The organism is Streptomyces guryensis (genome assembly GCF_021261325.1).
In the GTDB taxonomy this organism is placed as follows: domain Bacteria; phylum Actinomycetota; class Actinomycetes; order Streptomycetales; family Streptomycetaceae; genus Streptomyces; species Streptomyces guryensis.
The window spans coordinates 108,645-132,430 of record NZ_JAJSBI010000017.1; the positions used below are offsets into that span (position 1 = coordinate 108,645).

Consider the following 23,786-nt stretch of genomic DNA (forward strand, 5'->3'; position numbering starts at 1 on the left):
CCTGACGACTCCCCGCGCCTCCGCTGCCGACCATCGCCCTCGACTCATACACATATCCGTAAAGTCCCCGCGGCGGGGCGCCCTTCCCGTGTGAGACTCCGCCGATGACCTCTGAAGCGATCACCGCCAACGCCGCGGGAACCTGGAAACTCGGCGACCTGACCGTCAACCGCATCGGCTTCGGAGCGATGCGGCTGACGGGCAGCGCCGCGTTCCACCACGGGACGCCGAGCGACCGCGGACGGTCGATCGCCCTGCTGCACAAGGCGATCGAGCTCGGTGTGAACCACATCGACACGGCCGCCTTCTACTTCTCCCGGCTGCGGTCGGCCAACGAGATCATCAACGGCGCGCTGGCCCCGTACCCGGACGAACTCGTCATCACCACCAAGGTCGGTCCCTACCGCGACCACCACGGGGAGTGGGGCTCCCCTGCCCGCCCCGACCAGCTGCGCGGCCACGTGGAGGAGAACCTGCGCCAGCTCGGCCGCGACCACCTCGACGTCGTCAACTTCCGCCGCACCGAGCAGGATTCGATAGCCGAGCACTTCGGCGCGCTGGCCGAGCTGCGCGAGGCGGGTCTGATCCGGCACCTGGGCGTCTCCGGCGTCGAGCCCCGGCATCTCGCCGAGGCGCAGGCCATCGCGCCGGTGGTGTGCGTGCAGAACCGCTATGGGCTCGATCACCGCGACCCCGCCACCGACGAGGTACTGCGCATCTGCGGCGAGCAGGGCATCGCCTTCGTGCCGTTCTTCGCCGTCGCGGGCCAGGGCGGGGCGATGGGCGCGAGCACCACGTACGACGAGGAAGTGCTCACCGTCGCCCGCGCCCATGACGCAAGCCCCAGCCAGGTCCGCATCGCCTGGACGCTGCATCAGGGACCGCACGTCCTGGCCATCCCCGGGACCGGCAACGCCGACCACCTCGCCGAGAACGTGGCCGCCGGTGTGCTCCGCCTCACGGCCGACGAACTGGAGCGACTCAACACCCTGCACACCAAGGCCGACTGAGGTCGAGAGACCCTTGCCGGGCCCCTCACCGCTCTGCCCGGTCGTCTCAGACCGCCCACACACCGTCCCGCATCAGATGCCGCTCCGGCAGCTCGTGCACCCCGCGCCACGCCTGCACGCCGCGCGGGCGCACCCGGAAGAAGGCGTACGACGAGTTGTCCCTGCGTGGATCCCACCCCGTCTTCGCCACGAACGCGTCGACCGCCGCGGCCGGCGCACCCTGTGCGGTGAACGCATCCACCTCCCCGTCGATCAGCACCACGTCCCGCGTGTCGCCGAGCGCCAGCCGGGTCCGCCCGCCGTCGCACAGATTGCGGCCCGTGGGATTGGTGACCCGGGTGGACATCCAGACCGACTCCCCGTCCCAGGCGAACCACAGCGCCACCAGGCACGGCAGCCCGCCTTCGTCGGCGGTGGCGACCCAGATGTCCGACTCCCGTGTCAGTCGGCCCAGAACGTCCTGCTTGCGCTGCTCAGGGCCGCGGGACGGCTCGGTGATCTTCATGTCCGGGACGCTACCGGCCCGTCCGGGATCGCACCTCGGGCCGCAGCCCTAAGTCTGTCGGCCTCCTCCTCTCCGGGGACCGGGCCCGCGCACGACCCGCCCCGCCGCCACCTTCTGCAACAGCCCGTAAGCCAGCACCGGCAGCAGGATGTGCGGCCGGTCGGGCAGCGTCGTCGTGATGAGCACGGCACTGGCGCTGCTGTTGTTCATCCCGCAGGCCAGCGTCACGGACGCGCCGGCTCTCGCATCCAGCCCCAGCATGTGCGCGGCGATCCGTCCCAGCGCGAAGGACAGTCCGCACACCGTCGCCGCGACGGCCAGCGCGGCCGCCAGCAGCACCGGACGCGGATGACGCAGGAACGGCCCCAGCACGCCACTGGCGTTGACGTAGGTCAGCAGCAGCGAGGCAGGGAGTGCCACGGCGACGCCGGCGCCGACGAGCCCGTCCGAGGCTGGCCGGGGCAACACCAGCCGGCACAGCAGGCCCGCGCCGCAGGGCAGCACGACCGAGGTGAGCGCGAAGGCGTGCCCGGCGGTCTGCGCCGCGTCGGCCAGCCGGCCCGCGTACTCGCCGCGCAGCAGCGGGCACAGCACCGCCAGCGTGAGCGGCACCGTCAGCGGGCTGACCAGTGTGGAGGCGAGGACGAGTCCGACGGCCGTCGGCTGGTCGCCGTCCCCCTTGGCGGTCCACACCGTCGCCCCGGCCGCCACCGGCATCGCGACGATCAGGATCATCGCGGCGACCATGCCGCTGCCGCCGTCCTGGTCGGGGGAGTGCCGCAGCGCGAACGCGACCCCGGGGACGATCAGCAGCGGAACCACCACGTGCAGCGCGAGCCCGGCGATCAGAGCGGCCGGGCGCCGCAGCAGCTGCCGCAGCTCACGCAGCGGCACCTGGAGTCCGGCACTGAACACCACGAGCGCCAGGAGTAACTGGGGTGTCCTCAGCGGGAGTTCAGCGAGGCCGGGGACGCCGATCGGGTGCGGGTGCCGCAGCCACAGGCCGGGAGCGGGCAGCAGCGCCGCGGCGGCGTAGGCCAGGGCGATCGCCGCGCCGAGATGGCGGCGGATCAGGGTGTACACGCGAGGTCGCCGCGGCGGTCGCGGCTGGTGATCGGCTGTGGTCTTCGCGGGTCGGGGGCACATGGCGGCGCTCTTCCGTCGTGGGAGTGGGGCAAGGAAGGAGCGCTGGTATCGCGAATCGGCGCACGGGGGTGCTCTGATGCGTGTGTGCGCGGGGCCCTGTGGTCATCGTGGGCTGCCTCTTTCGTGTGGTGGGCGCGGGCGCGACGGGATGCCGCAGCCGAGCGTCTACAGCCATGTAGACGGTCTTCTGAACTGTAGACGAAGGCGGTGACAGAGGCCGACTGGCGTACCCCAGGTTTTACGTATAACCTCACCCGTCAACCACCCTCTCCGACTCCGCGAAAGGCCCCGATGAGACGCATCGCCCTGGTCACCCTCGTCGTCGACGACTATGACGAGGCGATCCGCTTCTACACCGAGGCACTCGGATTCCGGCTCGTCGAGGACGCGCCGCGCCCGGACGGCTCCCGCTGGGTCGTCGTCCAGCCCGGAACCGAGGCGCCGGGCACGGCCCTGCTGCTGGCCCGGGCCAGGAACGAGGCGCAACGCGGCCGGGTCGGGGACCAGACCGGCGGGCGCGTCGGCTTCTTCCTGCACACCGACGACTTCGCCCGCGACCATGCCCGCATGCTCGCCGCCGGTGTGACCTTCCTGGAGGAGCCGCGCCACGAGCCGTACGGTTCGGTCGCCGTCTTCCAGGACCTGTACGGCAACCGCTGGGACCTGCTCCAGCCCGCCGGCTGACGACCCTCCTCCCGCCGTTCTGAACCATCGCTCAAGGAAAGACCTCGCCATGACTGCTACGCGCATAGACTCCGAAGTGATCCGCCGTCTGCCCAAGGCCGTCCTGCACGACCACCTCGACGGCGGCCTGCGCCCCGCCACCGTGGTGGAACTCGCGGATGCGGTCGGCCACACCCTGCCCGCCACCGACCCGGACGAGCTGGCCGCCTGGTTCTTCGAGGCCGCCAACTCCGGTGACCTGGTGCGCTACATAGCCACCTTCGAGCACACCCTCGCCGTGCTGCAGACCCGTGAGGGCCTGCTGCGCGTGGCCGAGGAGTACGTCCTCGACCTGGCCGCCGACGGTGTCGTCTACGCCGAGGTGCGCTACGCCCCCGAGCTGAACACCAACGGTGGTCTGACCCTGCCCGAGGTCGTCGAGGCCGTCCAGGAGGGTCTCGCCGCCGGTATGGCCAAGGCGGCCGCGGCCGGTACCCCGGTCCGTGTCGGCACCCTGCTGTGCGGCATGCGGATGTTCGACCGCGTCCGAGAGGCCGCCGACCTCGCCGTGGCCTACCGTGACGCCGGTGTCGTCGGCTTCGACATCGCCGGCGCCGAGGACGGCTTCCCGGCCGCCGACCACCTGGACGCCTTCGAGCACCTGCGCCGGGAGACTGTCCCGTTCACCATCCACGCCGGCGAGGCGTTCGGCCTGCCCAGCATCCACCAGGCCCTGCAGGTGTGCGGCGCCCAGCGCCTCGGCCACGGTGTGCGCATCACCGAGGACATCGTCGACGGCAAGCTCGGCCGGCTCGCGGGCTGGGTCCGGGACCGCCGTATCGCCCTGGAGATGTGCCCGACCTCCAACCTCCAGACCGGGTGCGCCCCTTCGATCGCCGAGCACCCGATCACCGCCCTGAAGGACCTCGGCTTCCGCGTCACCCTCAACACCGACAACCGTCTGGTGTCGGGCACCACGATGAGCCGCGAGATGTCCGTGCTGGTGGAGGAGGCGGGCTGGACGGTCGAGGACCTGCGCACGGTCACGGTCAACGCCCTGAAGAGCGCGTTCATCCCGTTCGACGAGCGCAAGGCCCTCATCGAGGACGTCGTCCTGCCGGGCTACGAAGCCGCGCTCTGAAGCAGCCCTCGTACATAGGCGGCCTGTCCGACGTGCTGAAGATCGTCGGACAGGACGCTCACCAGCCGCACGCCCAGGGTGACCGGGGGATCCCAGCGTTCGTCGACGACTCGTTCCAGATCCTTGGCCGCCAGCTCCCGCAGGACGCCCAGGCTCTGCGTGTGCACGGCGTCGTAATAGCCGGTCAGCAGATCACCGGAGTCGACCCGCACCTCGGCGACCTTCGCGGAACTGTGCCCGTACCCGATGTCGCCGCGTGGCAGGTCCAGCCCGAAGCGCTTCTCCCAGTCCTGTGTGAGCCACACCTGGTCGAGCCCGAAGGCGTCGGCCACGTGGTCGTCCTGGACCCGGGCGAGATGCCAGACCAGCCACGCGATGGAGTTGGTGTCCGCGGTGGGACGGGCGTTGAGCGCGTCCGAGCCGAGGCCGTCGACGACGGCGCGGACCTCTTCCTGGATGCGGCTGAACCCGTCACTGAGGATGTCCTTGGCATGCATGCATCCACCATCGCCCATCACGTCCCGTGCTGCGTGCCATGTTCCAGAAGCGCCATCAGGGCCCGGGCCGCCGGACTGGTCGCCTGCGGCGGCGGCAGCAGCGCCACCGTCTCGTAGACCGCGTCGCCGGTGCCCTTCACCGGCAGGGCGGTGAGCGCCTCCCGTTTGTGCCGGAAGTGCCGGGGCACGACCGCGATGCCGAGGTTCTCGTCCACCAGGTCCAGCAGGCTGTGCACGTCGTTCACCTCCAGCGCCACGGTGCGCCGTACGCCTGCCGCGGCGAAGGCCGTGTCGGTGGTGCGGCGCGGCCCCCAGTCGGGGTGGAAGTCGACGAACACCTCCCCGCCGAGCTCCTCCGGCGTGACCGCCGCGCCGCCCGTCGCCAGGCGGTGGGTCGGGTGGCACAGCACCGTCATCGGCTCACCGGTCAACGACACCGAACGCAGCTGATCGGTGTCCGCCTGCGTCCGGTAGGCGAACGCCAGGTCCAGGCGCCCGGCCGCCACCTCCTCCGCCAGCGCGCCCGAGCCCGCCTGCCGCAGCCGTATCTCCACATCGGGGTGGCGCCGCCGGAACGCGGCGAGCAGCCCCGCCACATGCACCCCCGCGATGCACTGCTCGGTGCCCAGCGCGAGCGTCCCGCGCAGCACGCCCTGCACGGCGGCGACCGCCTCGTGGGCGGACCGCACCTGCGCCAGGATCCGCTCCGCCTCGCCGAGCAGCGCCCGCCCCGCCTCCGTGAGCGTGACCCGGCGGGTCGTCCGCACGAACAGCGGGGTCTGCAACTCCCGCTCCAGCGCCCGGACCGAGGCCGACAGCCCCGACTGGGACACCATCAGCCGTTCCGCCGCCCGGGTGAAGTGTTGGTCCTCGGCGACCGCGACAAAGTGCTGGAGATGGCGCAGTTCCATAATTGAGAAGCCTATCCGCTCAATCCCATCGCATTCTCCTGTTGGACCACTGCCCGCAGGTCGCGAAAGATATGGGGTGCCGGCTTCCCTGAAGTTCCGGGAATCCGAACATCGTGTGCCAACCCCTCTGGAGTCGCGTTGTACACCGCACACCCCGACCGTTACGCGGACCTGCCCTACCGGCGCACCGGACGCAGCGGCCTGAAGCTTCCCGCGATCTCGCTCGGTCTGTGGCACAACTTCGGTCCCGACCGTTCCGTCGAGACCCAGCGGGCCATCCTGCGCCGCGCCTTCGACCTCGGCGTCACCCACTTCGACCTGGCCAACAACTACGGCCCGCCCCCCGGCGCGGCCGAGTCCGCGCTCGGTGAGTTCCTGAAGGCGGATTTCGCCCGGTACCGCGACGAACTGGTCATCTCCACCAAGGCCGGCTACCTGATGTGGCCGGGCCCGTACGGCGAGTGGGGCTCCCGCAAGTACCTGCTGTCCTCGCTCGACCAGAGCCTTGATCGGATGGGCCTGGACCACGTCGACATCTTCTACTCGCACCGCCCCGACCCGGAGACTCCCCTGGAGGAGACGATGGGCGCCCTGCACTCGGCGGTCCAGCAGGGCAAGGCGCTGTACGTCGGCATTTCCAACTACGGCGCGGACCAGACCCGCGAGGCCGCCCGCATCCTCGGTGAGCTGGGCACTCCGCTGCTGATCCACCAGCCGCGCTACTCGATGCTGGACCGCCGGCCCGAGGAGGAGGGCCTCCTGGACGCCCTCGACGAGCTCCAGGTCGGCTCCATCGTCTTCTCCCCGCTGGAGCAGGGCCTGCTCTCCTCCCGCTACCTCGACGGCATCCCGGAGGACTCTCGGGCGGCGAGCGACAGCCCCTTCCTGAAGTCGGACGCGATCACCGAGGAACTGGTCGGGAAGCTGCGCGCACTCGACGAGATCGCCAAGGGCCGCGGTCAGACCCTGGCCCAGCTGGCCCTGGCCTGGGTGCTGCGCGGGGGCCGGGTGACCTCCGCCCTGGTCGGTGCGAGCAGCGCGCAGCAGATCGAGGACAGCGTCGCGGCCACCCGCAACCTGGACTTCGATGCCGAGGAACTGGCCCGCATCGACGCGATCCTCCAGGCGTAGGCTCCTGGCCCCCCGGAGGCGGGCCGCCGCCTCCGGGGCGTCGGCCCGCTGCCGTACGACCGGGCCGACGTGCTCTCCGCGCCGTGGCCCGGCACAAGGCGTCGGCTGCGGCACCTGATGCACGGCGCCCCGGGGCGCCCGTGACATACCTTGCTGAGCCGGCGCATGAGCCGGCGGCCCGCGCCTCCAGCAACGCCTTCAGCCGCACGGTCGGCGTCGCGCCCGGGAGGCCGTCAGGAGTTCAGCCGCTCCTCCAGGTGCACGGTCACCCTGTCGCCCTCGCCCTTGCCGATGGCCCTGCGGATGTCGGCCTTCACCGGCAGTTTGTGCGTGCCGTCGCCCAAGGCCATGAACGAGCTGCGGAAGGGGTGCCCGTCGATCGTTCCGCGGACCTTGACGAGCCCGCGGGTACCGAAGAACTCGACGCTCTTCGGCCAGACGAGAAAGGTCCAGCCGCCGTCACTCGGGCTCTTGCGCAGGACGGCGGTGAACTCCTCGTCCAGTTCGGTGGTCGTGGTCATGATCGTTCCTCCGCTCGCGGTGGTCACCTACTCAACGGACCGCCGCGAGCGCGGAAACTCATCGCACAGCTCAGGCCCCGGCGGGCACCCGGTCCAGGAAGCCGAGTACCGAGCGGATGCGGCCGTCGGGGGCCAGCGTGATCACGTCGAAGCCGGCCACGGGCGCCGAGCCGTCGGTCTCGCTCACCAGCTCCCAGGAGAAACGCGCCGTGTCGTGATGGCCGTCCACCGCGCCGGTCAGCCGGAAGGCGAACCCCGGGAACTGCCCGTGCGCCGCGGTGATCAGGGCCGCGATCCCGTCGTGGCCGCTGACATCGGCGAGCGGGTCGGTGTACGTGCCGTCCGTGGCCCAGGCGGCGGCGACCGCCTTCGCCAGCGCCTCCGGCTCGCCGGCGTTCCAGGCCTCGAAGTATCGCGCGACGGCGTTCTCGTGACGGTCGGTGTTCACGGACATGGGAAATCAGCCTCCATCGAGGTAGTAGCTGCTGGTCAGGCCCGGATTCGCGGTTGTGGCGACCCGGTACGGCAACCATGCCCGGTGCATGAGCGACCGTCGATTACCCCTCGGGTAATGGCGGCACTCGAAGGATTTCGGCCAACTACCCCTGTGAATATGCCAGGAGACTGGCCGGAAAGTCGTGGTGACAGTGTTTCAGTAGTGAACATACTCAACAGTCAAGGGACTTCACGGCGAGCGAAGACGCCATCACGGACAGCACATGAGCCGCACCGAAAGCGAGGCCGGCCGAAAGGCGAGCGAGCAGCGGGGGAGCGAACGTGCACGACGAGTTCTTATGCCACGTCACGGCTTACGGGACCTGCGGAGGCGAGCGTATCGGTGTGCCTTTAGGTACTTACAGGGCTCCCACTCTCGCCCTCGCCCTGTGGTGGCTGCGCGACCGCGCGAACTGGATCGCCGACCGTCTCGACCCTCAACCCGAGGCGGAGCACTTCCCGCCGAGCTCGCTCGTCCCCGTCGCCGACACCGTGCCCGACGTACCGGCCGTACTGCGCTCATGGTGCCGCAACGTCGCCCAACAGGAGCTGGTCGCCGACGAGTTGGCGGCGGGGCACCTGGTGCGGATCGCGACGAGAGACGAGACCACCGAGTACGAGCTGCTGGCCGAGTCCGTCGACGCACTGCGCATGCAGCGGACCGTCCCGGCGCTCGTCCTGCCCGTCGGCTGAGCTGTGGCGGTGAGCGCCACGCCGGGCGCACATGTGGACGAATCGGTAGAATTCTCGTCATGGCAGAGCGGCCTGTCGCGCCGGCTGCGCCCGAACTCGTCCTGGAGACCGAGGCGGGTTCCACGGTGATGAGTCCGGGCCGCGACTACCACGTCGGACGCGACCCGTTGAGCGACATCGTCATCGACGACGCACGGGTCTCGTGGCACCACGCGGTGCTGCGCCCCGAGGCCGGCCGCTGGACCATCGAGGACGAGAACAGCACCAACGGAACCTTCGCCGACGGCCGCCGCATCCACGAGCGGGGTGTGGGCCCCGGCAGCGTCATCCGCTTCGGCAACCCGTCCGACGGGCCGTGCGCCGTCCTCGTCAGCCCTCCGGCACCGGTCCCCGAGCGCCCCTCCGTGGTGTCGATGCCCGCCCTGACCGGCACCTTCCGGCGGCCCACCACCGTACGGCCGCTGCCCGCCCGCAGCGTCCGCATCGGCCGCGCCGCCGACAACGACCTGGTCATCGACGACCTCGTGGTCTCCCGGTTCCACGCCGAACTGCGCGCCCTGCCCGACGGCAGCTACGAGATCGCCGACCTGGGCAGCCACAACCACACGTTCCTCAACGGCTCGCCCGTCACCGTGGCCCCGATCGGAGCGGGCGACATCGTCGGTATCGGCCACTCCGCGTTCTGCCTCGTCGGCGACCAGCTGCAGGAGTACGTCGACACCGGCGAGGTCTCCCTCGACGTGCAGGACCTCACCGTCGCCGTCGACCGCGGCCGCAAGACCCTGCTCGACCACGTGTCGTTCCCGGTGGGGGAGAAGTGCCTGCTCGCGGTCGTCGGCCCGAGCGGCGCCGGCAAGTCCACGCTCCTGAACGCCCTCACCGGGCAGCGGCCCGCCGACCACGGCACCGTGCTCTACGACGGGCGCGACCTCTACCGCGACTACGCCGAGCTGCGCCAGCGCATCGGCCTCGTCCCGCAGGACGACATCCTGCACGCCCAGCTGACCGTCCGCAGCGCCCTGTCCTACGCCGCCGAGCTGCGCTTCCCGCAGGACACCGCCAAGGCCGAGCGCCGGGCCCGGGTCGACGAGGTCATCCGCGAACTCGGCCTCGAGCAGCGCGCGGGCCAGCCCGTGCACAGCCTGTCCGGCGGACAGCGCAAAAGGGTCAGCGTGGCCCTGGAGCTGCTGACCAAGCCGTCGCTGCTCTTCCTCGACGAGCCGACCTCCGGCCTGGACCCCGGCATGGACCGCTCGGTGATGCACATGCTGCGCGGACTCGCCGACGACGGCCGCACCGTCATCGTCGTCACCCACAGCGTGCTGAGCCTCGACGTGTGCGACCGGCTCCTGGTGCTCGCGCCCGGCGGCCGCATCGCCTACTACGGCCAGCCCGAGGACGCCCTGGCCTTCTTCGGCTTCGAGCAGTGGCCGGAGGCCTTCGAGGCCTTCGAACACGACGACCGCGACTGGGCCGGCGACTACCGCTTCTCGCCGTTCCACCGGCACTACGTCACCGAAGCGAGCGCCCAGCCCCGCGTACCCCGCTCGGGCCCGGTCGTGATCACCCCGCCCGCCCGGCCCCGCAGCCGGGGCGCCCAGCTCGGCACGCTGGTGCGCCGCTACACCTCCGCGCTCGGCGCCGACCGCACCTTCCTCGCCATCATGATCGCCCTGCCGTTCGTGATGGGCGCCATGGCCCGCGCCCTGGCCGGCAGCAAGCTCACTCAGGAGACCGCGATGAACGCGCTCCTCATCCTGTGTGTCGGCGGAGTCCTCACCGGCGCGGCGAACGCCGTGCGCGAACTCGTCAAGGAACGCACCATCTACCAGCGCGAGCGGGCCGTGGGCCTGTCCAGATCGGCGTACCTGATGTCGAAGGTCGTCGTCCTGGGCACGATCACCGTGCTGCAGGCCGTGGTGCTCACCCTCGTGGCCCTCCTGGGAGTCGACCTCAACGCGCCCGGCGGCGAAGGCGTGTTGATGCCGCCCCTTGTCGAAATCACCGTCGCCGTCGCCCTGCTGGCGTTCACGGCGATGACGCTCGGCCTGCTGGTGTCGGCGCTGGTGCGCAAGGAGGAGGTGACGATGCCGCTGCTGGTGCTGCTCGCCATCGTCCAGGTCGTCTTCTGCGGCGCCCTGCTGAAGCTCCACGGAGTGCCGGGCCTGGAGCAGCTGTCCTGGCTTGTGCCCTCCCGCTGGGCGCTCGGCGCGATGGCCGGCACCGTCGGCCTGGCGCGGATCGTGCCCGGCGACCTGACCGGCGATCCGCTGTTCAGGCACTCGGCCGGGGTGTGGCTGCTGAACATCGCCATGCTGGTGGTGCTCTCGGCGGTCTTCTGCTTCGCCGTCTCCCGGCTGCTGCGCCGGCACGAACCCGCCGTGATGCGGAAGTCGTGATGGCGACCCCCGGCTTCCGGCCCACCCACGTCGTCCCGCAGCAGGGCATGCCCGCCTGGGAGCAGCCCGATCCGGCCCGTCCCACCGTGCCCCTCGATCCGCTGCTGCCGGTCCAGCTCGTCGAGCGGCGCGGCGACTGGGGGCAGGTGCTGTGCGCCAACGGCTGGTCCGCCTGGGTCGACGGCCGCTTCCTGGTCGCCGTACCCCAGGACCCGCCCGCCACCGGCGGCCCCCAGGCCCGCACCGCCGACCCGCGCCCCCTGCTCGCCCGCACCGAACAGACCCTGGCCCGCTACCGCACCGCGGTCGAGGAACTGGCCCGCGGCGGCCTCGACGGCGAGTCCTTCCGCGGCCGTACGCAGGGGCTGCGCATCGGGGTCGTCGTCGACGGCGAGTCCGTGTGGCTGTACGACACCGAGCAGGGACGGTGGGTGTACGGCGACGGGAAGGGCCTGAGCACGTACGCCACCGACGACGGCCCCCGCGTCGCACCGGCAGGCCCCGGCCACGCGCCCACCCAGGTCGTGACCCCCGATGGTCCGTGACACGGGCCTCTTCTCGGGCCGGCCCTCCGAACTGATCGGCAGGCAGGTCGCCGGCTACCGCATCGAACGCGAGATCGGCCGCGGCGGAATGGCCGTCGTCTACCGCGCCCGCGACCTGCGCCTGGACCGCACGGTCGCGCTCAAGCTGCTCGCCCCCGAACTCGCCCGCAACGACACCTTCCGGCTCCGCTTCACCCACGAGTCCCGGGCCGCCGCCGCGATCGACCACCCGCACATCGTGCCGGTCTACGAGGCGGGCGAGACGGACGGCGTCCTGTACATCGCCATGCGCTACGTCGAAGGCAGCGACCTGCGTCACCTCCTCGACCGGCGGGGCCCGCTCGCGCCCTCGGCCGCACTGCGCATCGCCGCGCAGGTCGCCTCCGCACTGGACGCCGCCCACGAGCACGGCCTGGTCCACCGCGACGTGAAGCCCGGCAACATCCTGGTCGCCCGCGGCACCGACAGCGACCACCCCGAGCACGCCTACCTCACCGACTTCGGCCTGACGAAGAAGTCGCTGTCCCTGACCGGTTTCACGACCGTCGGCCAGTTCGTCGGCACCCTCGACTACGTGGCCCCGGAGCAGATCTCCGGCCGGCCCGTCGACGGGCGCTGCGACGTCTACGGGTTCGCCTGCGTCGTGTTCGAGTGCCTGGCGAGCCGCCCGCCCTTCCGGCGCGACGACGACATGGCCCTGCTGTGGGCCCACCAGTACGACCAGCCGCCCCCGCTGACGGAGTTCCGCCCCGACCTCCCGCCGGCCGTCGGCGCCGTGTTCGCCGAGGCCCTGGCCAAGAGCCCGGACGACCGCCACGACTCCTGCCTGGCGTTCGTCGCCGCACTGCGCAGCGCCATGACCGGCGCGCCGGGGATCGACCATCCGCCGACGGAGGTGGACCTGCGGGCCCCACGCGCGAAGCGGGACCGGGCGGAGCCCCCACCGCGGTGGGCCGAGCCCGTCTTCCGGGGCCTGAGCTGAGTGCTCTGCGGGATGTGCGGTGATGTGCCGTCTTCTGTCTGCGACATCGTCGTGGCCGGTCGCACAGTTCCCCGCGCCCCTTCGGGGGTGCTGCCGAACCGCATGCGACTTCGCTGGACCGGCTCAGGGCTCTTGGCCGAGCCCGCCCAGTGGTACACGGCGCGCCACGACCCTGCGCCTGCAGATGCGCCAGCCCGCGTCGACCCGCACCACGACGTCCTCGTACGTCACCGACCCGCACGAACCGTCCGCCATGATCCCCAGCCCCTTGGACCGGGCGCGGACCCTGCCGTCGGCCACCCCCTCGATCACGACGTTGGTCACGTGGTGCGCCACCGCGTTCTTCGCGCCCAGCGCGAGGGCGGCCTCCTTGACGGCAGCGAGACCGGTGACCTCGCCCTGGCCGAAGTCCGACAGGTCGTAGAGGACGTCGGAGGTGAACACCTCGTCACAGCGGTCCAGTTCCCCGCCGTCGACCAGATGACCGTGCAGGGCGATCAACTCGGTGACGGCCAGACGGTCTTCGAGCGCCAACGCCATGGCGTTCCCTCCCCCTCGGCACCTCGACGGGTCGCACACTGCCACGGAGGGCATCATGCCGCCCACTCCTTTTCGGTCTCTCCCCGGCGCCGCACCGGCCTCGCCAGCAGCGCGCCCAGGAAGCCGGTCACCAGCCCCCACAGCACGGCGAAACCCAGCGCGGTCCACACCTTCGGCTTCAGGAACAGGTCCCCGGACAGGGCACCGCCCACGTCTCCGACGCCGAGCAACGACAGCCCGTAGTGCGCGTCGATCCGGCCCACCAGGCAGATCACGAGCACCGTCAGCGCGAGGGCGACGGCCATGTGCACGGCGTGCTGCCAGGCCCGCATCCGGGCCGGCGAGCGGGCGGCCATGACGAACGCGGCGGCCGACAGCAGCACCGCGTCGACGGCCACCAGCCACCACACCCGTCCGTCGTACTCGGCGAGCGTGCGGAGGTTGAGCGTGGAAACCTGCTTCGTGCGCAGCACCTCGTCGAGCACATGCGGCATGGGCAGCCCGAACGGCCCCTGCACCCGCCCCGTCCAGGTGGCACCGAGACCGAGCGTGAGCGCCAGCCACACCAGGTTCGGCAGGCCCAGCAGGATCACCGCCAGGGTCTCCGCCGAGTGGCCGCGGTTCACCGCGACGACCAGGGCGACCACGACGCCCAGGACGACGAACGCGAGCAGCAGCACGACCATCGCGTACGCGGCCGGCCGCACCGACTCCTGGAAGCGCAGCAACCGTCCCGGCAGCGGCGCCCCGCGCGAGACCAGCAGGGCCATCACCAGTACCCCCGCCAGCCACAGCACCCCGAAGAACAGCGTCAGCGGCACGTCCGCCTCGAAGCCGACCTTCGGCGCGACGCCGAACAGGTCGCCGATGTCGCCGAGCGTCCCGTTGCCCAGGTCGACCGCGAAGGTCTGGCGGGCACCCAGGGCCAGGCCGAACAGCGCGAGCAGCCACAGCACGGCAACCCGGGCGGCCCACCCGGCCAGCTCCGGGGCGCCGGCCACCGCCCTGAGCCGCAACGGGCGCAGGAAACCCGCCGCGAGGACGAGCGCCCCGGCCAGCGTCACCGACAGCGGGATCACGGTCATCCCGGCGGTGGACTCGGCCAGTGCCCCCGCGTCCCCCGACAGCTCGATCGTGCCGCCGACGGCCGTCACCACCGTCGCCGCGACCACCCGGGGGAACGCCCCGTCCGGGAGGTCCGCCGCCCCGGCCGCCCACAACCCCAGACCGGCGACCACCCCCATGACGAGCAGCGCGGCCAGCACCGCGACCAGGGCCGGCACCCAGCCGTGACGGGCGACGGTCAGGTCGGAGGGGGTTCGCGGGCTCACTCTCGCCACGCTAAGCAGCGCCCGCGCACCCCGCCCGCCGGGAGGGCCGTCCGCGTCGGCTTGCGGGCGGCACCGCACCGGAGCACACAATGGTTGCGGCAGGTAAGAAAGCGGCACAACTCGGGGCAGACCGCAGGAAACCGCATCGGGAAGAAGAGCTCGTGAGCCTCGAACCGCCGTCCTCCGGACGTCCCACAGGCCCCCCTTCCGGCCCGCTCTCGGGGCCCTCCCAGCCGCCCTCGGGCCCGCCCTCGCAGCCACCGGGCGGCAGCGGCGGTGGCACACCCTCTCAGCCGCCCCGCCGCCCCTGGTGGAAGTCCGCACCCCGGGTCGCCGTGCTCACCACCGTGGTGGTCGCCGCGGTGGTCCTGGCCGTCGTCTTCAGCCGGTCCGACGGCGGCTCGGGCAAGGGCGGCGAGGTCTTCCTGCAAGCGGCGGGCAAGACCGGCCCCGAGCCGTTCACACAGTCGACGGCGAAGGACAGCTCCGCGCCGCCCGTCTCCGCCGCACCGGCCACCGAATCGGCGCCGGCGAACGCGGTACGGGCCGTCGACGGAGGGGCGCCCGGACTGTACGGCGGCACCCGCAACGTCTCCAGCTGCGACGTGGAGCAGCAGATCAAGGCGCTCCGAGCGGCTCCGTCGAAGAACACGGCGTTCGCCTCCGTCGCCGGCGTCGGCCCCTCCGGGGTTCCCACCTACCTCCGCGCTCTCACCCCCGTACAGCTGCGCATGGACACCCGCGTCACCAACCACGGCTACCGCGACGGCGCCGCCACCAGCTACCAGGCCGTCCTCCAAGCCGGCACCTCCGTCCTCGTCGACGGCCATGGCGTGCCCCGCGTGCGCTGCGCCTGCGGCAACCCGCTGACGCCGCCCGTCGCCCTGCAGACCACCCCGAAGCCCACCGGTGACACCTGGGCGTCGTACAGCTCCTCGAACGTCGTCGTGGTCACCCCCGCGCCGCAGATCATCAACATCTTCGTCATCTACGATCCCGCCCACGACGAATGGATCTCCCGGCACCGGGGCGACACCGGCCACCACGACCACCGGACCCGACCGCCGGTCAAGCCCTCTCCGTCGGCGAGCGTGTCCACGCCCACGGCACCCTCGTCGCCGTCGTCCCCGTGCGCCTCCTCGCCCGGCGCCGGCACATCGACCACCTGCCCGCCGGCGTCGATCACCCCCTCCTCCCCGTCACCGAGCTCCGAATCGCCCTCCACCGAGCCCGGGACCACCGAGCCGCAGCCATCCGGGTCCTCGGCCTCCGAGCCCTCATCCGCGTCGGACACGACGACCGGGGCGCCGGGCGGGGGCGCCGCCCCGTACAGTGCTGCCGAGTCGACCACCACATGACCGGCGTTCCGCGTGGAAGCGGACACATCGGCCCGGACGGGGACTGCCGGGCGCGGCTCGGGGTAACAGCACTGATGCAGCAGCGTCCGGCCAGGCCGGCTTCCGAGAGAGAAATGCATGATCGAGCACGTGGGCGGGGCAGTGATACCGACTGGTTTCGACGTGCCCGTGGAACCGCTACGGCGGGCGGCGCACTACACCGGCGAACCGGGATGCATCGCCGAGGCACGGTCCTTCGCCGCGCACTTCGTGGGCCGGCTCCGCACCGAGTGGTGCGCCAGGATCGACGAGCGCGCCCAGGAAGAGGTGCTGCTGGTCGTGAGCGAACTGGTCACCAACGCGGACCGGCACAGCAACGGGCCCTACATCCTTGAGCTGGAGGGTACGGACGCCTCGGTGACGGTGTGCGTCTACGACAGCAGCGCGGCCCTGCCGCGCCGCTTCCCACGGGACCCCGAGCGCGTCGGCCGGCACGGCCTGGAGATCGTCCACGTCCTGGCGACGCGGGTCACCGTGGAGCGGGTGCCGGTCGGCAAGCGGGTGTCCGCCGTGGTGGGCCTGACCAGCGCGTGACCGCCGCGGTCGCCTGTTGCAGGCGACCGCGGCGGTCACGGATGCGACCGGCTGCTCCTCACGCGCAGCCGAGTTCGCCCAGCATTCCCTCGCGCAGCCGCGCGATGATCCGCTTGATCAGGCGGGACACATGCATCTGCGAGCAGCCGAGCCGTTCGCCGATCTCGGCCTGGGTGGCCTCCTCCACGAACCGCATGTGGATGATCTGCCGGTCGCGCTCACCGAGTTCCGCCATCAGCGGGGCCAGCGACTGGAAGTCCTCGACGAGCCGCAGCCCGTCCTCCTCCACCCCGATGAAGTCGGCGAGCACCGCCTCGCCGCCCTCCGGCCCCTCGCCGGTGAGCGCGGCGTCCAGCGACGAGGAGTTGTAGCCGTTGGACGCTATCTGCGCCTCGATCACCTCGTTCTCGGGGATGTTCATCAGGGTGGCGAGCTCGGGAACCGTCGGCTCCCGGTCCAGCCGGCTGGCGAGCTCCTCGCGTGCCTTGGCCAGCTCCACCCGCAGCTCCTGCAGTCGGCGCGGCACATGTACCGCCCAGGTGGTGTCACGGAAGAAACGCTTGATCTCGCCGACGATGTAGGGCAGGGCGAAGGAGGTGAACTCGACCTCACGGGACAGTTCGAACCGGTCGATCGCCTTGATCAGGCCGATCATTCCGGTCTGGACGATGTCCTCCATGTCGTCGCCACGACCGCGGAAGCGCCCGGCCGCGAACCGGACCAGCGAGATGTTCATCTCGATCAGTGTGTTGCGCGCGTACTGGAATTCGCGCGTGCCCTCCTCGAGCTCCGAGAGGCGCTGGAAAAACTGACGGGAAAGCTCCCGTGCGTCTCGCGGAGCCACGCTGCGCGGCTCCGCGATCCCCGGCAGTGGTCCATCACCCGTGCTGGTCCCGGCGGTCCTCTCGACGACCTCAGCCTCCGACCGTTCCACGGCGGTGTCCATTTTCCCTCTCCCACGAAGTCACGGTTCGACGTCTGTCTGCTGTCTGCGTCGTGCTCTTCTGGTTGCGGGTACCCACTCCGCGCCGGGACATGCCCGCGGCTTGGACGGGACTGGCCCTCGGTGATTCCACCCAGGGCGGAACGCCGGTGTCTTCCCATCGAGGTGAGGGAATCTAGTCTGAAGCGGTGAGCAGCCAAGCGCCGAACGAAGCCGATGTCATTCCGCTGCGCCGCCCGGGGGGCGAGCGGCCCGCCGCCTCGCCTCCGCCCTCCAGAGAACCCCTGTGGCGTGACCTCGTCGGTGACGTCCTGCGGCGCGAGCGCCTCGCCCAGGAGCGCACCCTCAAGGACGTGGCCGACACGGCCCGGATCTCCATGCCGTATCTCTCCGAGGTGGAGCGCGGCCGCAAGGAGGCCTCCTCCGAAGTCCTCGCGGCCGCCGCCCACGCCCTGGGACTCGGCCTCGGCGACCTGCTGTCGCGGGCTCACGGAGAGCTCACCCGGACCGGCAGCCGACAGCCCGCCAGGAGCCGCCGGACGTCCACTTCGCCGTACGACGGACTCTGCCTGGCCGCCTGACGGACGGCTTGCGGGCCGGCGCCTCAGACCAGGGCGGGGCGCCGGCTCAGGACCTCGTCGGCCAGCCCGTACGCCACCGCCTCCTCGGCGGTGAACACCTTGTCGCGGTCCATGTCCGCGCGCAGCGTCGCGATGTCGTGCCCGGTGTGCCGGGCCAGCACCTCCTCGACCTGGGAGCGGATCCGCACCATCTCCTTGGCCTGGAGCGCGAGGTCGGAGATCATGCCCCGGCTGCCCCCGGCGGCGGGCTGACCGAGCAGCACCCGCGCGTGCTCCAGCACGATCCGCCGCCCCGGGTCCCCGGCGGCCAGCAGGACGGCCGCCGTGGAGGCCGCCTGGCCGACGCAGACCGTCGAGATCGGCGCCTGCACGAAGGTCATCGTGTCGTAGATCGCCATCAGCGAGGTGAACGAGCCGCCGGGCGAATTGATGTAGACCGCGATCTCGCTCTCCGGCGCCGACGACTCCAGATGGAGGAGTTGCGCGATGACGACGTTGGCGACGCCGTCGTCGATCTCCGTGCCGAGGAAGATGATCCGCTCCGAGAGCAGCCGGCTGAACACGTCGGAGGACCGCTCGCCGTGCGCGGTCCGCTCGACGACGTACGGAATCGTGTAGTTCCCCATGTCACAGCCCCATCCGTCGCTTCGAGGCGGCCGGGCGGACGTCCGCGAGGGACTCCAGGACGCGGTCCACCATGCCGTACTCCCTGGCCTCCTCGGCCGTGAACCAGCGGTCCCGGTCGCCGTCCCGGGCGATCGTCTCGGGGGTCTGGCCGGTGTTCTCTGCGATGAGACGTTCCATGGTCTGCTTGGTGTGCTCCAGGTTCTCCGCCTGGATCTCGATGTCGGCGGTGGTGCCGCCGATGCCCGCCGACCCCTGGTGCATCATGATCCGCGCGTTCGGCAGGGCGTACCGCTTGCCGGGTGTGCCGCCGCAGAGCAGGAACTGTCCCATGCTCGCCGCGAAGCCCATGGCGAGCGTCGAGACGTCGTTCGGGATCAGCCGCATCGTGTCGTAGATCGCGAGGCCCGCGTGCACGGAGCCGCCCGGACTGTTGATGTACAGGCTGATGTCGGTGCGCGGGTCCTCCGCGGACAGCAGGAGCAGTTGCGCGCAGACCCGGTTCGCGGAGACCTCGTCGACCTGGGTGCCGAGGAACACGATGCGCTGGCCCAGCAGTTGGGCCGCGAGATGGTCGTCGAGCCGGCTGGGCGGGGTGTCGCCCTCCTCGGCGCGGGGTGCGAGCGTGGTGAGGGGAGTCATGGTCTCTCCTGTCGAGTGGTGATGCCGTCGACTCCACTCTTGGCTCCGCCCGGGCCCCGCATGCGGTTTCTCTGCCCGTGGCAGATTCGCCACGGGCAGAGCCCGCGCTCAGCCCCTCTCGCGCAGCTGCCGGAAGAACGCCCGCACGTCCTTGACCAGCAGGTCAGGCTCCTCCATCGCGGCGAAGTGCCCGCCCCGGTCGAGTTCCGTCCAGCGCACGATGTTCTCCGTACGCTCCGCCTTGTGGCGCAGGGGGATCTGCGGATCGCCGGGGAAGACCGCCACCGCGGTGGGCGCGGTGGAGGGCTCGTGCGGGGCGGCGATCCGCTCGCCCCCGGCGTGGGCGCGCTCGTAGTAGACCCGGGCGGACGAACCCGCCGTGCCCGTCAGCCAGTACAGCATCACGTTCGTGAGCATCAGGTCCCGGTCGACGGCCTCCTCGGGCAGCTCCTCGGATTCCGTCCACTCCCGGAACTTCTCCACGATCCAGGCGAGTTGGCCGACCGGCGAGTCCGTCAGCGCGTACGACAGGGTCTGCGGCCGGGTGGACTGCACATGGAAGTAGCCCGTCCCGTCGCGGAACCACTCGGCCCACCGGCGCCACGAGGTGAGCGTCCGCTCCCGCTCCTCGGGGCTCAGCGCCTCCAGTTCCTCCGCAGTCGGCTCGGTGGCCGCCTGCGCGCCGGGCAGCAGGTTGAGGTGGATGCCGATGGCCCGGCCGGGGTGGACGCGGCCCAGTTCGCGGGAGACGGCCGCGCCCCAGTCACCGCCCTGGACGCCGAACCGTTCGTAGCCCAGGCGCGACATGAGCTCCACCCACGCGTCGGCGATCCGACGCGCCTCCCAGCCGGTCTCCCGGGTGGGTCCGGAGAACCCGAAGCCCGGAATGCTCGGTAGCACCACGTGGAAGGCGTCGGCTCGGTCGCCGCCGTGCGCGGCCGGGTCCGTCAGCGGACCCACGACGTCCAGGAACTCGACGATCGACCCCGGCCAGCCGTGCGTGACGATCAGCGCAGTGGCGTCGGGCTCGGGGGAGCGGATGTGCGCGAAGTGCACCTGCGCTCCGTCGATCTCGGTCGTGAACTGCGGCCACTCGTTCAGCCGAGCCTCGGCCGCCCGCCAGTCGTAGTCGTGCCGCCAGTACCCGACCAGCTCGCGCAGGTAGTCCGAGGGCACGCCGTACGCCCAGCCCACCCCGGGCAACTCGTCGGGCCACCGGGTGCGGTCGAGACGGTCGTGGAGGTCGTCGAGGTCGCGCTGCGGGATGTCGATGCGGAAGGGACGTAGGCCGCTGTCGGCGGACGGAGTCGTCATGACCGCGATGCTAGTTCCGAACGGTGTAGCGGCCATCTGGATTAACCGGCCGCCCGACCGATGAGTTCCGGGGCGAGGATCGGTCGACACAGGTGACCGCGTTCCAGCCCTGGGAGGTACCCATGACCACCGACGGATTCACCACGTGTCTCTGGTTCGACGGCCAGGCGGAGGAGGCCGCGCACTACTACGTGTCGATCTTCAAGAACTCCAGCGTCGGCCGGGTCGGCCGCAATGTCGAGGGAGGCGCGGGCCCCGCCGGCTCGGTCCTGGCGGTGGAGTTCACGGCCAACGGCCAGAAGTTCGTCGCGCTGAACGGCGGCCCGCAGTTCACGTTCAACGAGTCGGTCTCCTTCCAGATCTTCTGCAAGGACCAGGAGGAGATCGACTACTACTGGACCAGGCTGACCGAGGGCGGCGGCGAGCCCGGCCCCTGCGGCTGGCTCAAGGACAGGTACGGCCTGTCCTGGCAGGTGGTGCCCGATCGGCTCATCGACATGATCAGCGACGCGGACCAGGAGAAGGCGGCCCGCACGACCAAGGCGTTCATGGCGATGAGCAAGTTCGACATCGCCGCCCTGGAGAAGGCCTACGCGGGCGAGTGACGGTCGTTCTGGTGTGACGGCCGGTCCGCCCTCCACGGGGAAGAGGGCGGACCGGCCCCAGCCCCTCGTCCGCTACCCGACGGAGGCCTGCGCCAGCGCCGCCACCTCGGCGGCGCTCAGCGTCCTGCCGTACACCCGGAAGTCGTCGACCGCGCCCTTCAGGTACGGGTCGGCGTACTGCGACCTGCCGACGTACCCGGCGCGGACGTGGTTGCCGAACTGGCGCGGCTCCACGGTGACACCCGTGTTCCGGCCCGCCACCGCGCCGTCGACGTACAGGACGGCCGTCCCCGCGCCATACGTCACCGCCACGTGCACCCACCGGCCGGCGGGCAGCGGGTAGGCGTCGATGCGCTGCTCCCCGCCCGCCCCGCCGGCGGTGATGGCATACCGCAGGGTGCCGTCGCCGCTGAGCGGGGTGAGGAACAGGTTGGCGGTCACGCCGGTGCCGATGTCGAAGATCCTGCTCCAGGCGCCCGGTGTCCCGTCCAGCCGCACCCAGGTGGCCAGGGAGTACGCGGAGGCGCCCGCCAACAGGTCGTCGGCGAGGGCGACATGGCCGTCCGTACCGTCCAGGGACACGGCACCGCCGATCCGCCCGGATGCCAGCCATGAGGCCCCGCCCGCCAGTTGGGCCACCTTGCCGTTGCCGGTCGCGTCGGCCGCGGTGGTGCCGGAGGTCTCGTCGAAGCGGTGCCAGGCGGCGAACGCCGGGGGAGGGGGCGGGGGTTCGCCGGTGAGCCAGTACACCGAGTAGTGCTGGTGGTGCACGCGGGCGATCGGCAGCAGGGTCACCGCCTCGCCGTCGGCGCGGGCGGTGAAGCGCAGCGGGTTCGAGGACGCCTGCTGCACGGAGCCGACGTCCAGGCGGGGCAGCGAGGCGTTCGCCCGGTCGCCGTACGCTCCCGCCAGGACCACCGGGCCGTGCAGCACCGCCTGCACATCGGGATCATCGGGGGTCGCCTCGACGGTCGTACGCATCGGCAGGGACACCTCGACCTTGTCGCCGGTGCGCCAGGCGCGCTCCAGGGTGAGCCAGGTGCCGGGCTTCGGGCGGTCGGGCAGCGCACGGCCGTTGAGGGTGGCGCGGGCGCCGGAGGCCCAGGACGGGATGCGGATCTGCAACCGGTGTGTGGCCTGCCCGGCGGTCACGGTCAGAGTGGTGGCGGAGCCGTCCGGGAAGCCGGTGGTCTGCCGCCAGGTGATGCCCTGCTCGCGCCAGACGACCTGCGACGGGATGAACAGGTTGACCAGCAGACCCCGGTCGTCGTGCGTGTAGATCGTGTCGGCGAACTTGGCGTGCGTCTCCATGCCCGTGCCGTGGTCGCAGGAGAAGTTGTCGTAGTCGCTGGAGTAGGCGTTCGGGTCGGTGCCCATGAAGGACGGCTGGCGCTTGAACGAGCCCGGGGCGAGGCCGGTGTAGTAGATGTTGAAGCCGTGCGCGGAGTCCGGGTCCTGCTCGCCCAGCATCTGGTTGAACAGGGTGCGTTCGTAGTGGTCGAGCAGGTCGGTGCGGTCCGGTGCGTGGAAGTGCAGCAGCCGGGTCAGCTTCAGCATGTTGTAGCTGTTGCAGTTCTCGCAGGTGCTGTCGGACAACTGCCCGGCGACGACGTCCGGTTCGTGGAAGGCCTCGCCGTTGCTGTTGCCGCCGATGACGTAGGAGTGGTGGTCGGTGACGATCTGCCAGAAGTTCGCGGCGATGGTGCGGTAGCGGTCGGGCCGGCCCTCCTCCCACAGCCGCAGCGCGCCGACCATCTTCGGGATCTGCGTGTTGGCGTGCAGACCGGCGAGCCGGTCCTCGTTCCGCGCCAGCGGGTCGAAGACCCGGGCATGGGTGAAGCGCTCGGCGACGTCGAGCCATCTGCTGTCCCCGGTGAGGGCGTGCAGATCGGCGAGCACGTCGTTCATTCCGCCGAACTCGGTCTCCAGCACCTGCTGCATCTGCTCGTACGACAGCTTCGCGGTGCGCGCGTCGACCCACCGCGCCTGCTGGAGCACCACGTCGAGTGCCTGGTGGTTCCCGGCCAGCCGGTACTGCTCGACCAGCCCGGCCATGATCTTGTGGATCGTGTAGTACGGCGCCCATACGCCGGTCCCGGCCTCCAGCCGGTCGAAGAAGCTCTCCGGGAAGGCGGACAGATACCCCTCGCCGAACCCGGCGGCGGGCGAGGCGGCCTGGCACTTGGCGAGCTCCGCGACGAGCGTGCGGCCCTTGTCGCGCAGGGCCGTCTCACCGGTGCCCGCGTAGGCGAGGGCGAGCCCGGAGAGCAGATGTCCGGTGGAGTGGCCGCGCAGCTCCACGCTCGGCCCCTCCCAGCCGCCGCAGGGCTGGGCGCCGCTGGACAGGCCGACGTTGGTACGGAAGGTGTGCAGCAGCCGGTCGAGGTCGACGAAGCGCAGATAGGCCGAGTTGCGGCGCTGGTTGTCCCGGAACGGACTGTCCAGCAGGGTCACCGCGGTGAGCGGGAAGGGCCGCACGACGGTGGCAGCGGCCCGGGCGGCTGCGGTGCCGGCGTGTGCGGTCCCGGTGCCGACGAGGGCGAGGGCCGCCGAGGCGGTGCCGGTGGCCGCGAGGAACTGGCGTCTGCCGAGGGGTGGGGTCATCACCGTTGTCCTTTGCATGTCGAGGCGTCGGG

25 protein-coding genes are annotated in these 23,786 nt (G+C 71.3%); 12 read left to right on the forward strand and 13 right to left on the reverse strand.

Annotated features, from left to right (window positions below; translation table 11 throughout):
• The first annotated feature begins 104 nt into the window (after positions 1–104).
• Positions 105–1,010: an aldo/keto reductase gene (locus LJ657_RS29735; protein ID WP_232651920.1), complete on the forward strand. Its 906-nt coding sequence runs from the start codon at positions 105–107 to the stop codon at positions 1,008–1,010.
• A gap of 46 nt (positions 1,011–1,056) precedes the next feature.
• Here LJ657_RS29735 and LJ657_RS29740 read toward each other — a convergent pair whose 3' ends face one another.
• Positions 1,057–1,515: a pyridoxamine 5'-phosphate oxidase family protein gene (locus LJ657_RS29740; RefSeq protein ID WP_232651921.1), complete on the reverse strand. Its 459-nt coding sequence runs from the start codon at positions 1,513–1,515 to the stop codon at positions 1,057–1,059.
• A 48-nt stretch (positions 1,516–1,563) separates the two neighbouring features.
• On the reverse strand, positions 1,564–2,661 hold the full coding sequence (locus LJ657_RS29745) for a bile acid:sodium symporter family protein (protein ID WP_269787082.1): 1,098 nt from the start codon (positions 2,659–2,661) through the stop codon (positions 1,564–1,566).
• A 291-nt stretch (positions 2,662–2,952) separates the two neighbouring features.
• Here LJ657_RS29745 and LJ657_RS29750 point away from each other — a divergent pair, with 291 nt between their 5' ends.
• Both LJ657_RS29750 and LJ657_RS29755 read left to right on the forward strand, forming a co-directional pair.
• Positions 2,953–3,345: a VOC family protein gene (locus LJ657_RS29750; RefSeq protein WP_232651923.1), complete on the forward strand. Its 393-nt coding sequence runs from the start codon at positions 2,953–2,955 to the stop codon at positions 3,343–3,345.
• A gap of 49 nt (positions 3,346–3,394) precedes the next feature.
• Positions 3,395–4,465 carry an adenosine deaminase gene (locus tag LJ657_RS29755; RefSeq protein ID WP_232651924.1) on the forward strand — a complete coding sequence of 357 codons (1,071 nt, stop codon included), beginning with the start codon at positions 3,395–3,397 and terminating at the stop codon, positions 4,463–4,465.
• On the opposite strand, the gene LJ657_RS29760 is transcribed toward LJ657_RS29755, so the two are convergent.
• Positions 4,447–4,962 carry a mycothiol transferase gene (locus LJ657_RS29760; protein WP_232651925.1) on the reverse strand — a complete coding sequence of 172 codons (516 nt, stop codon included), beginning with the start codon at positions 4,960–4,962 and terminating at the stop codon, positions 4,447–4,449. The two genes, LJ657_RS29755 and LJ657_RS29760, sit on opposite strands and share 19 nt — an antisense overlap.
• Before the next feature lie 17 nt (positions 4,963–4,979).
• A complete protein-coding gene (locus tag LJ657_RS29765; RefSeq protein WP_232651926.1) occupies positions 4,980–5,873 on the reverse strand; it encodes a LysR family transcriptional regulator in 894 nt (297 codons plus the stop codon).
• Positions 5,874–6,011: 138 nt separating this feature from the next.
• On the opposite strand from LJ657_RS29765, the gene mgrA reads away from it, so the two are divergent.
• Complete coding sequence (gene mgrA / locus LJ657_RS29770) at positions 6,012–7,004, forward strand: L-glyceraldehyde 3-phosphate reductase (RefSeq protein ID WP_232651927.1); 993 nt, start codon at positions 6,012–6,014, stop codon at positions 7,002–7,004.
• A gap of 233 nt (positions 7,005–7,237) precedes the next feature.
• Here mgrA and LJ657_RS29775 read toward each other — a convergent pair whose 3' ends face one another.
• Together LJ657_RS29775 and LJ657_RS29780 are read right to left on the reverse strand one after the other, a co-directional pair.
• On the reverse strand, positions 7,238–7,525 hold the full coding sequence (locus LJ657_RS29775) for a DUF1905 domain-containing protein (protein WP_232651928.1): 288 nt from the start codon (positions 7,523–7,525) through the stop codon (positions 7,238–7,240).
• A gap of 70 nt (positions 7,526–7,595) precedes the next feature.
• Positions 7,596–7,979 (reverse strand): nuclear transport factor 2 family protein, encoded by a 384-nt coding sequence (locus LJ657_RS29780; protein WP_232651929.1) that lies wholly within the window; start codon positions 7,977–7,979, stop codon positions 7,596–7,598.
• 323 nt (positions 7,980–8,302) lie between these two features.
• Here LJ657_RS29780 and LJ657_RS29785 point away from each other — a divergent pair, with 323 nt between their 5' ends.
• The 4 genes from LJ657_RS29785 to LJ657_RS29800 are packed head-to-tail and all read left to right on the forward strand — an operon-like array spanning position 8,303 to position 12,639.
• Positions 8,303–8,713 carry a hypothetical protein gene (locus LJ657_RS29785; protein ID WP_232651930.1) on the forward strand — a complete coding sequence of 137 codons (411 nt, stop codon included), beginning with the start codon at positions 8,303–8,305 and terminating at the stop codon, positions 8,711–8,713.
• 59 nt (positions 8,714–8,772) lie between these two features.
• Positions 8,773–11,112 carry an ABC transporter ATP-binding protein/permease gene (locus tag LJ657_RS29790; protein WP_232651931.1) on the forward strand — a complete coding sequence of 780 codons (2,340 nt, stop codon included), beginning with the start codon at positions 8,773–8,775 and terminating at the stop codon, positions 11,110–11,112.
• On the forward strand, positions 11,112–11,657 hold the full coding sequence (locus tag LJ657_RS29795; RefSeq protein WP_232651932.1) for an SH3 domain-containing protein: 546 nt from the start codon (positions 11,112–11,114) through the stop codon (positions 11,655–11,657). The genes LJ657_RS29790 and LJ657_RS29795 overlap by 1 nt, the downstream gene beginning before the upstream one ends.
• On the forward strand, positions 11,647–12,639 hold the full coding sequence (locus tag LJ657_RS29800; protein ID WP_232651933.1) for a serine/threonine-protein kinase: 993 nt from the start codon (positions 11,647–11,649) through the stop codon (positions 12,637–12,639). Before LJ657_RS29795 ends, LJ657_RS29800 begins: the two co-directional genes overlap by 11 nt.
• 123 nt (positions 12,640–12,762) lie before the next feature.
• On the opposite strand, the gene LJ657_RS29805 is transcribed toward LJ657_RS29800, so the two are convergent.
• Positions 12,763–13,179, reverse strand: a complete 417-nt coding sequence (locus LJ657_RS29805) for a nuclear transport factor 2 family protein (RefSeq protein ID WP_232651934.1) — start codon at positions 13,177–13,179, stop codon at positions 12,763–12,765.
• A 53-nt stretch (positions 13,180–13,232) separates the two neighbouring features.
• A complete protein-coding gene (locus tag LJ657_RS29810; RefSeq protein WP_232651935.1) occupies positions 13,233–14,510 on the reverse strand; it encodes a streptophobe family protein in 1,278 nt (425 codons plus the stop codon).
• A gap of 161 nt (positions 14,511–14,671) precedes the next feature.
• Here LJ657_RS29810 and LJ657_RS29815 point away from each other — a divergent pair, with 161 nt between their 5' ends.
• Positions 14,672–15,868, forward strand: coding sequence for a DUF6777 domain-containing protein (locus LJ657_RS29815; protein WP_232651936.1), 1,197 nt, complete (start codon positions 14,672–14,674; stop codon positions 15,866–15,868).
• A 117-nt stretch (positions 15,869–15,985) separates the two neighbouring features.
• Positions 15,986–16,441 carry an ATP-binding protein gene (locus tag LJ657_RS29820; protein WP_232651937.1) on the forward strand — a complete coding sequence of 152 codons (456 nt, stop codon included), beginning with the start codon at positions 15,986–15,988 and terminating at the stop codon, positions 16,439–16,441.
• A 58-nt stretch (positions 16,442–16,499) separates the two neighbouring features.
• Here LJ657_RS29820 and LJ657_RS29825 read toward each other — a convergent pair whose 3' ends face one another.
• Positions 16,500–17,387: an RNA polymerase sigma factor SigF gene (locus LJ657_RS29825; protein ID WP_232651938.1), complete on the reverse strand. Its 888-nt coding sequence runs from the start codon at positions 17,385–17,387 to the stop codon at positions 16,500–16,502.
• 185 nt (positions 17,388–17,572) lie between these two features.
• Between LJ657_RS29825 and LJ657_RS29830 the strand changes: the two genes are divergently transcribed.
• The gene (locus LJ657_RS29830; RefSeq protein ID WP_232651939.1) at positions 17,573–17,965 is read left to right on the forward strand and encodes a helix-turn-helix domain-containing protein; all 393 of its coding nucleotides are present in this window, start codon (positions 17,573–17,575) and stop codon (positions 17,963–17,965) included.
• Positions 17,966–17,988: 23 nt separating this feature from the next.
• On the opposite strand, the gene LJ657_RS29835 is transcribed toward LJ657_RS29830, so the two are convergent.
• The 3 genes from LJ657_RS29835 to LJ657_RS29845 all read right to left on the reverse strand — a co-directional run bounded on the left by LJ657_RS29835 (position 17,989) and on the right by LJ657_RS29845 (position 20,545).
• Positions 17,989–18,591 carry a ClpP family protease gene (locus tag LJ657_RS29835; RefSeq protein WP_232651940.1) on the reverse strand — a complete coding sequence of 201 codons (603 nt, stop codon included), beginning with the start codon at positions 18,589–18,591 and terminating at the stop codon, positions 17,989–17,991.
• Position 18,592: 1 nt separating this feature from the next.
• Positions 18,593–19,231, reverse strand: coding sequence for a ClpP family protease (locus LJ657_RS29840; RefSeq protein ID WP_232651941.1), 639 nt, complete (start codon positions 19,229–19,231; stop codon positions 18,593–18,595).
• A 108-nt stretch (positions 19,232–19,339) separates the two neighbouring features.
• Positions 19,340–20,545: an epoxide hydrolase family protein gene (locus LJ657_RS29845; protein ID WP_232651942.1), complete on the reverse strand. Its 1,206-nt coding sequence runs from the start codon at positions 20,543–20,545 to the stop codon at positions 19,340–19,342.
• Positions 20,546–20,667: 122 nt separating this feature from the next.
• Between LJ657_RS29845 and LJ657_RS29850 the strand changes: the two genes are divergently transcribed.
• On the forward strand, positions 20,668–21,150 hold the full coding sequence (locus tag LJ657_RS29850) for a VOC family protein (protein WP_232651943.1): 483 nt from the start codon (positions 20,668–20,670) through the stop codon (positions 21,148–21,150).
• 72 nt (positions 21,151–21,222) lie between these two features.
• On the opposite strand, the gene LJ657_RS29855 is transcribed toward LJ657_RS29850, so the two are convergent.
• A complete protein-coding gene (locus LJ657_RS29855; RefSeq protein ID WP_232651944.1) occupies positions 21,223–23,754 on the reverse strand; it encodes a beta-L-arabinofuranosidase domain-containing protein in 2,532 nt (843 codons plus the stop codon).
• Positions 23,755–23,786: the final 32 nt, after the last annotated feature.

Coding starts and splice junctions, on each gene's coding strand:
- LJ657_RS29825 (WP_232651938.1), bottom strand. CDS start 17,387: ATGGACACCGCCGTGGAACGGTCGGAGGCTGAGGTCGTCGAGAGGACC.
- LJ657_RS29805 (WP_232651934.1), bottom strand. CDS start 13,179: ATGGCGTTGGCGCTCGAAGACCGTCTGGCCGTCACCGAGTTGATCGCC.
- LJ657_RS29755 (WP_232651924.1), top strand. CDS start 3,395: ATGACTGCTACGCGCATAGACTCCGAAGTGATCCGCCGTCTGCCCAAG.
- LJ657_RS29845 (WP_232651942.1), bottom strand. CDS start 20,545: ATGACGACTCCGTCCGCCGACAGCGGCCTACGTCCCTTCCGCATCGAC.
- LJ657_RS29760 (WP_232651925.1), bottom strand. CDS start 4,962: ATGCATGCCAAGGACATCCTCAGTGACGGGTTCAGCCGCATCCAGGAA.
- LJ657_RS29750 (WP_232651923.1), top strand. CDS start 2,953: ATGAGACGCATCGCCCTGGTCACCCTCGTCGTCGACGACTATGACGAG.
- LJ657_RS29840 (WP_232651941.1), bottom strand. CDS start 19,231: ATGACTCCCCTCACCACGCTCGCACCCCGCGCCGAGGAGGGCGACACC.
- LJ657_RS29855 (WP_232651944.1), bottom strand. CDS start 23,754: ATGACCCCACCCCTCGGCAGACGCCAGTTCCTCGCGGCCACCGGCACC.
- LJ657_RS29835 (WP_232651940.1), bottom strand. CDS start 18,591: ATGGGGAACTACACGATTCCGTACGTCGTCGAGCGGACCGCGCACGGC.
- LJ657_RS29780 (WP_232651929.1), bottom strand. CDS start 7,979: ATGTCCGTGAACACCGACCGTCACGAGAACGCCGTCGCGCGATACTTC.
- LJ657_RS29820 (WP_232651937.1), top strand. CDS start 15,986: ATGATCGAGCACGTGGGCGGGGCAGTGATACCGACTGGTTTCGACGTG.
- LJ657_RS29800 (WP_232651933.1), top strand. CDS start 11,647: ATGGTCCGTGACACGGGCCTCTTCTCGGGCCGGCCCTCCGAACTGATC.
- LJ657_RS29850 (WP_232651943.1), top strand. CDS start 20,668: ATGACCACCGACGGATTCACCACGTGTCTCTGGTTCGACGGCCAGGCG.
- LJ657_RS29740 (WP_232651921.1), bottom strand. CDS start 1,515: ATGAAGATCACCGAGCCGTCCCGCGGCCCTGAGCAGCGCAAGCAGGAC.
- LJ657_RS29745 (WP_269787082.1), bottom strand. CDS start 2,661: ATGTGCCCCCGACCCGCGAAGACCACAGCCGATCACCAGCCGCGACCG.
- LJ657_RS29790 (WP_232651931.1), top strand. CDS start 8,773: ATGGCAGAGCGGCCTGTCGCGCCGGCTGCGCCCGAACTCGTCCTGGAG.
- LJ657_RS29775 (WP_232651928.1), bottom strand. CDS start 7,525: ATGACCACGACCACCGAACTGGACGAGGAGTTCACCGCCGTCCTGCGC.
- LJ657_RS29765 (WP_232651926.1), bottom strand. CDS start 5,873: ATGGAACTGCGCCATCTCCAGCACTTTGTCGCGGTCGCCGAGGACCAA.
- LJ657_RS29735 (WP_232651920.1), top strand. CDS start 105: ATGACCTCTGAAGCGATCACCGCCAACGCCGCGGGAACCTGGAAACTC.
- LJ657_RS29795 (WP_232651932.1), top strand. CDS start 11,112: ATGGCGACCCCCGGCTTCCGGCCCACCCACGTCGTCCCGCAGCAGGGC.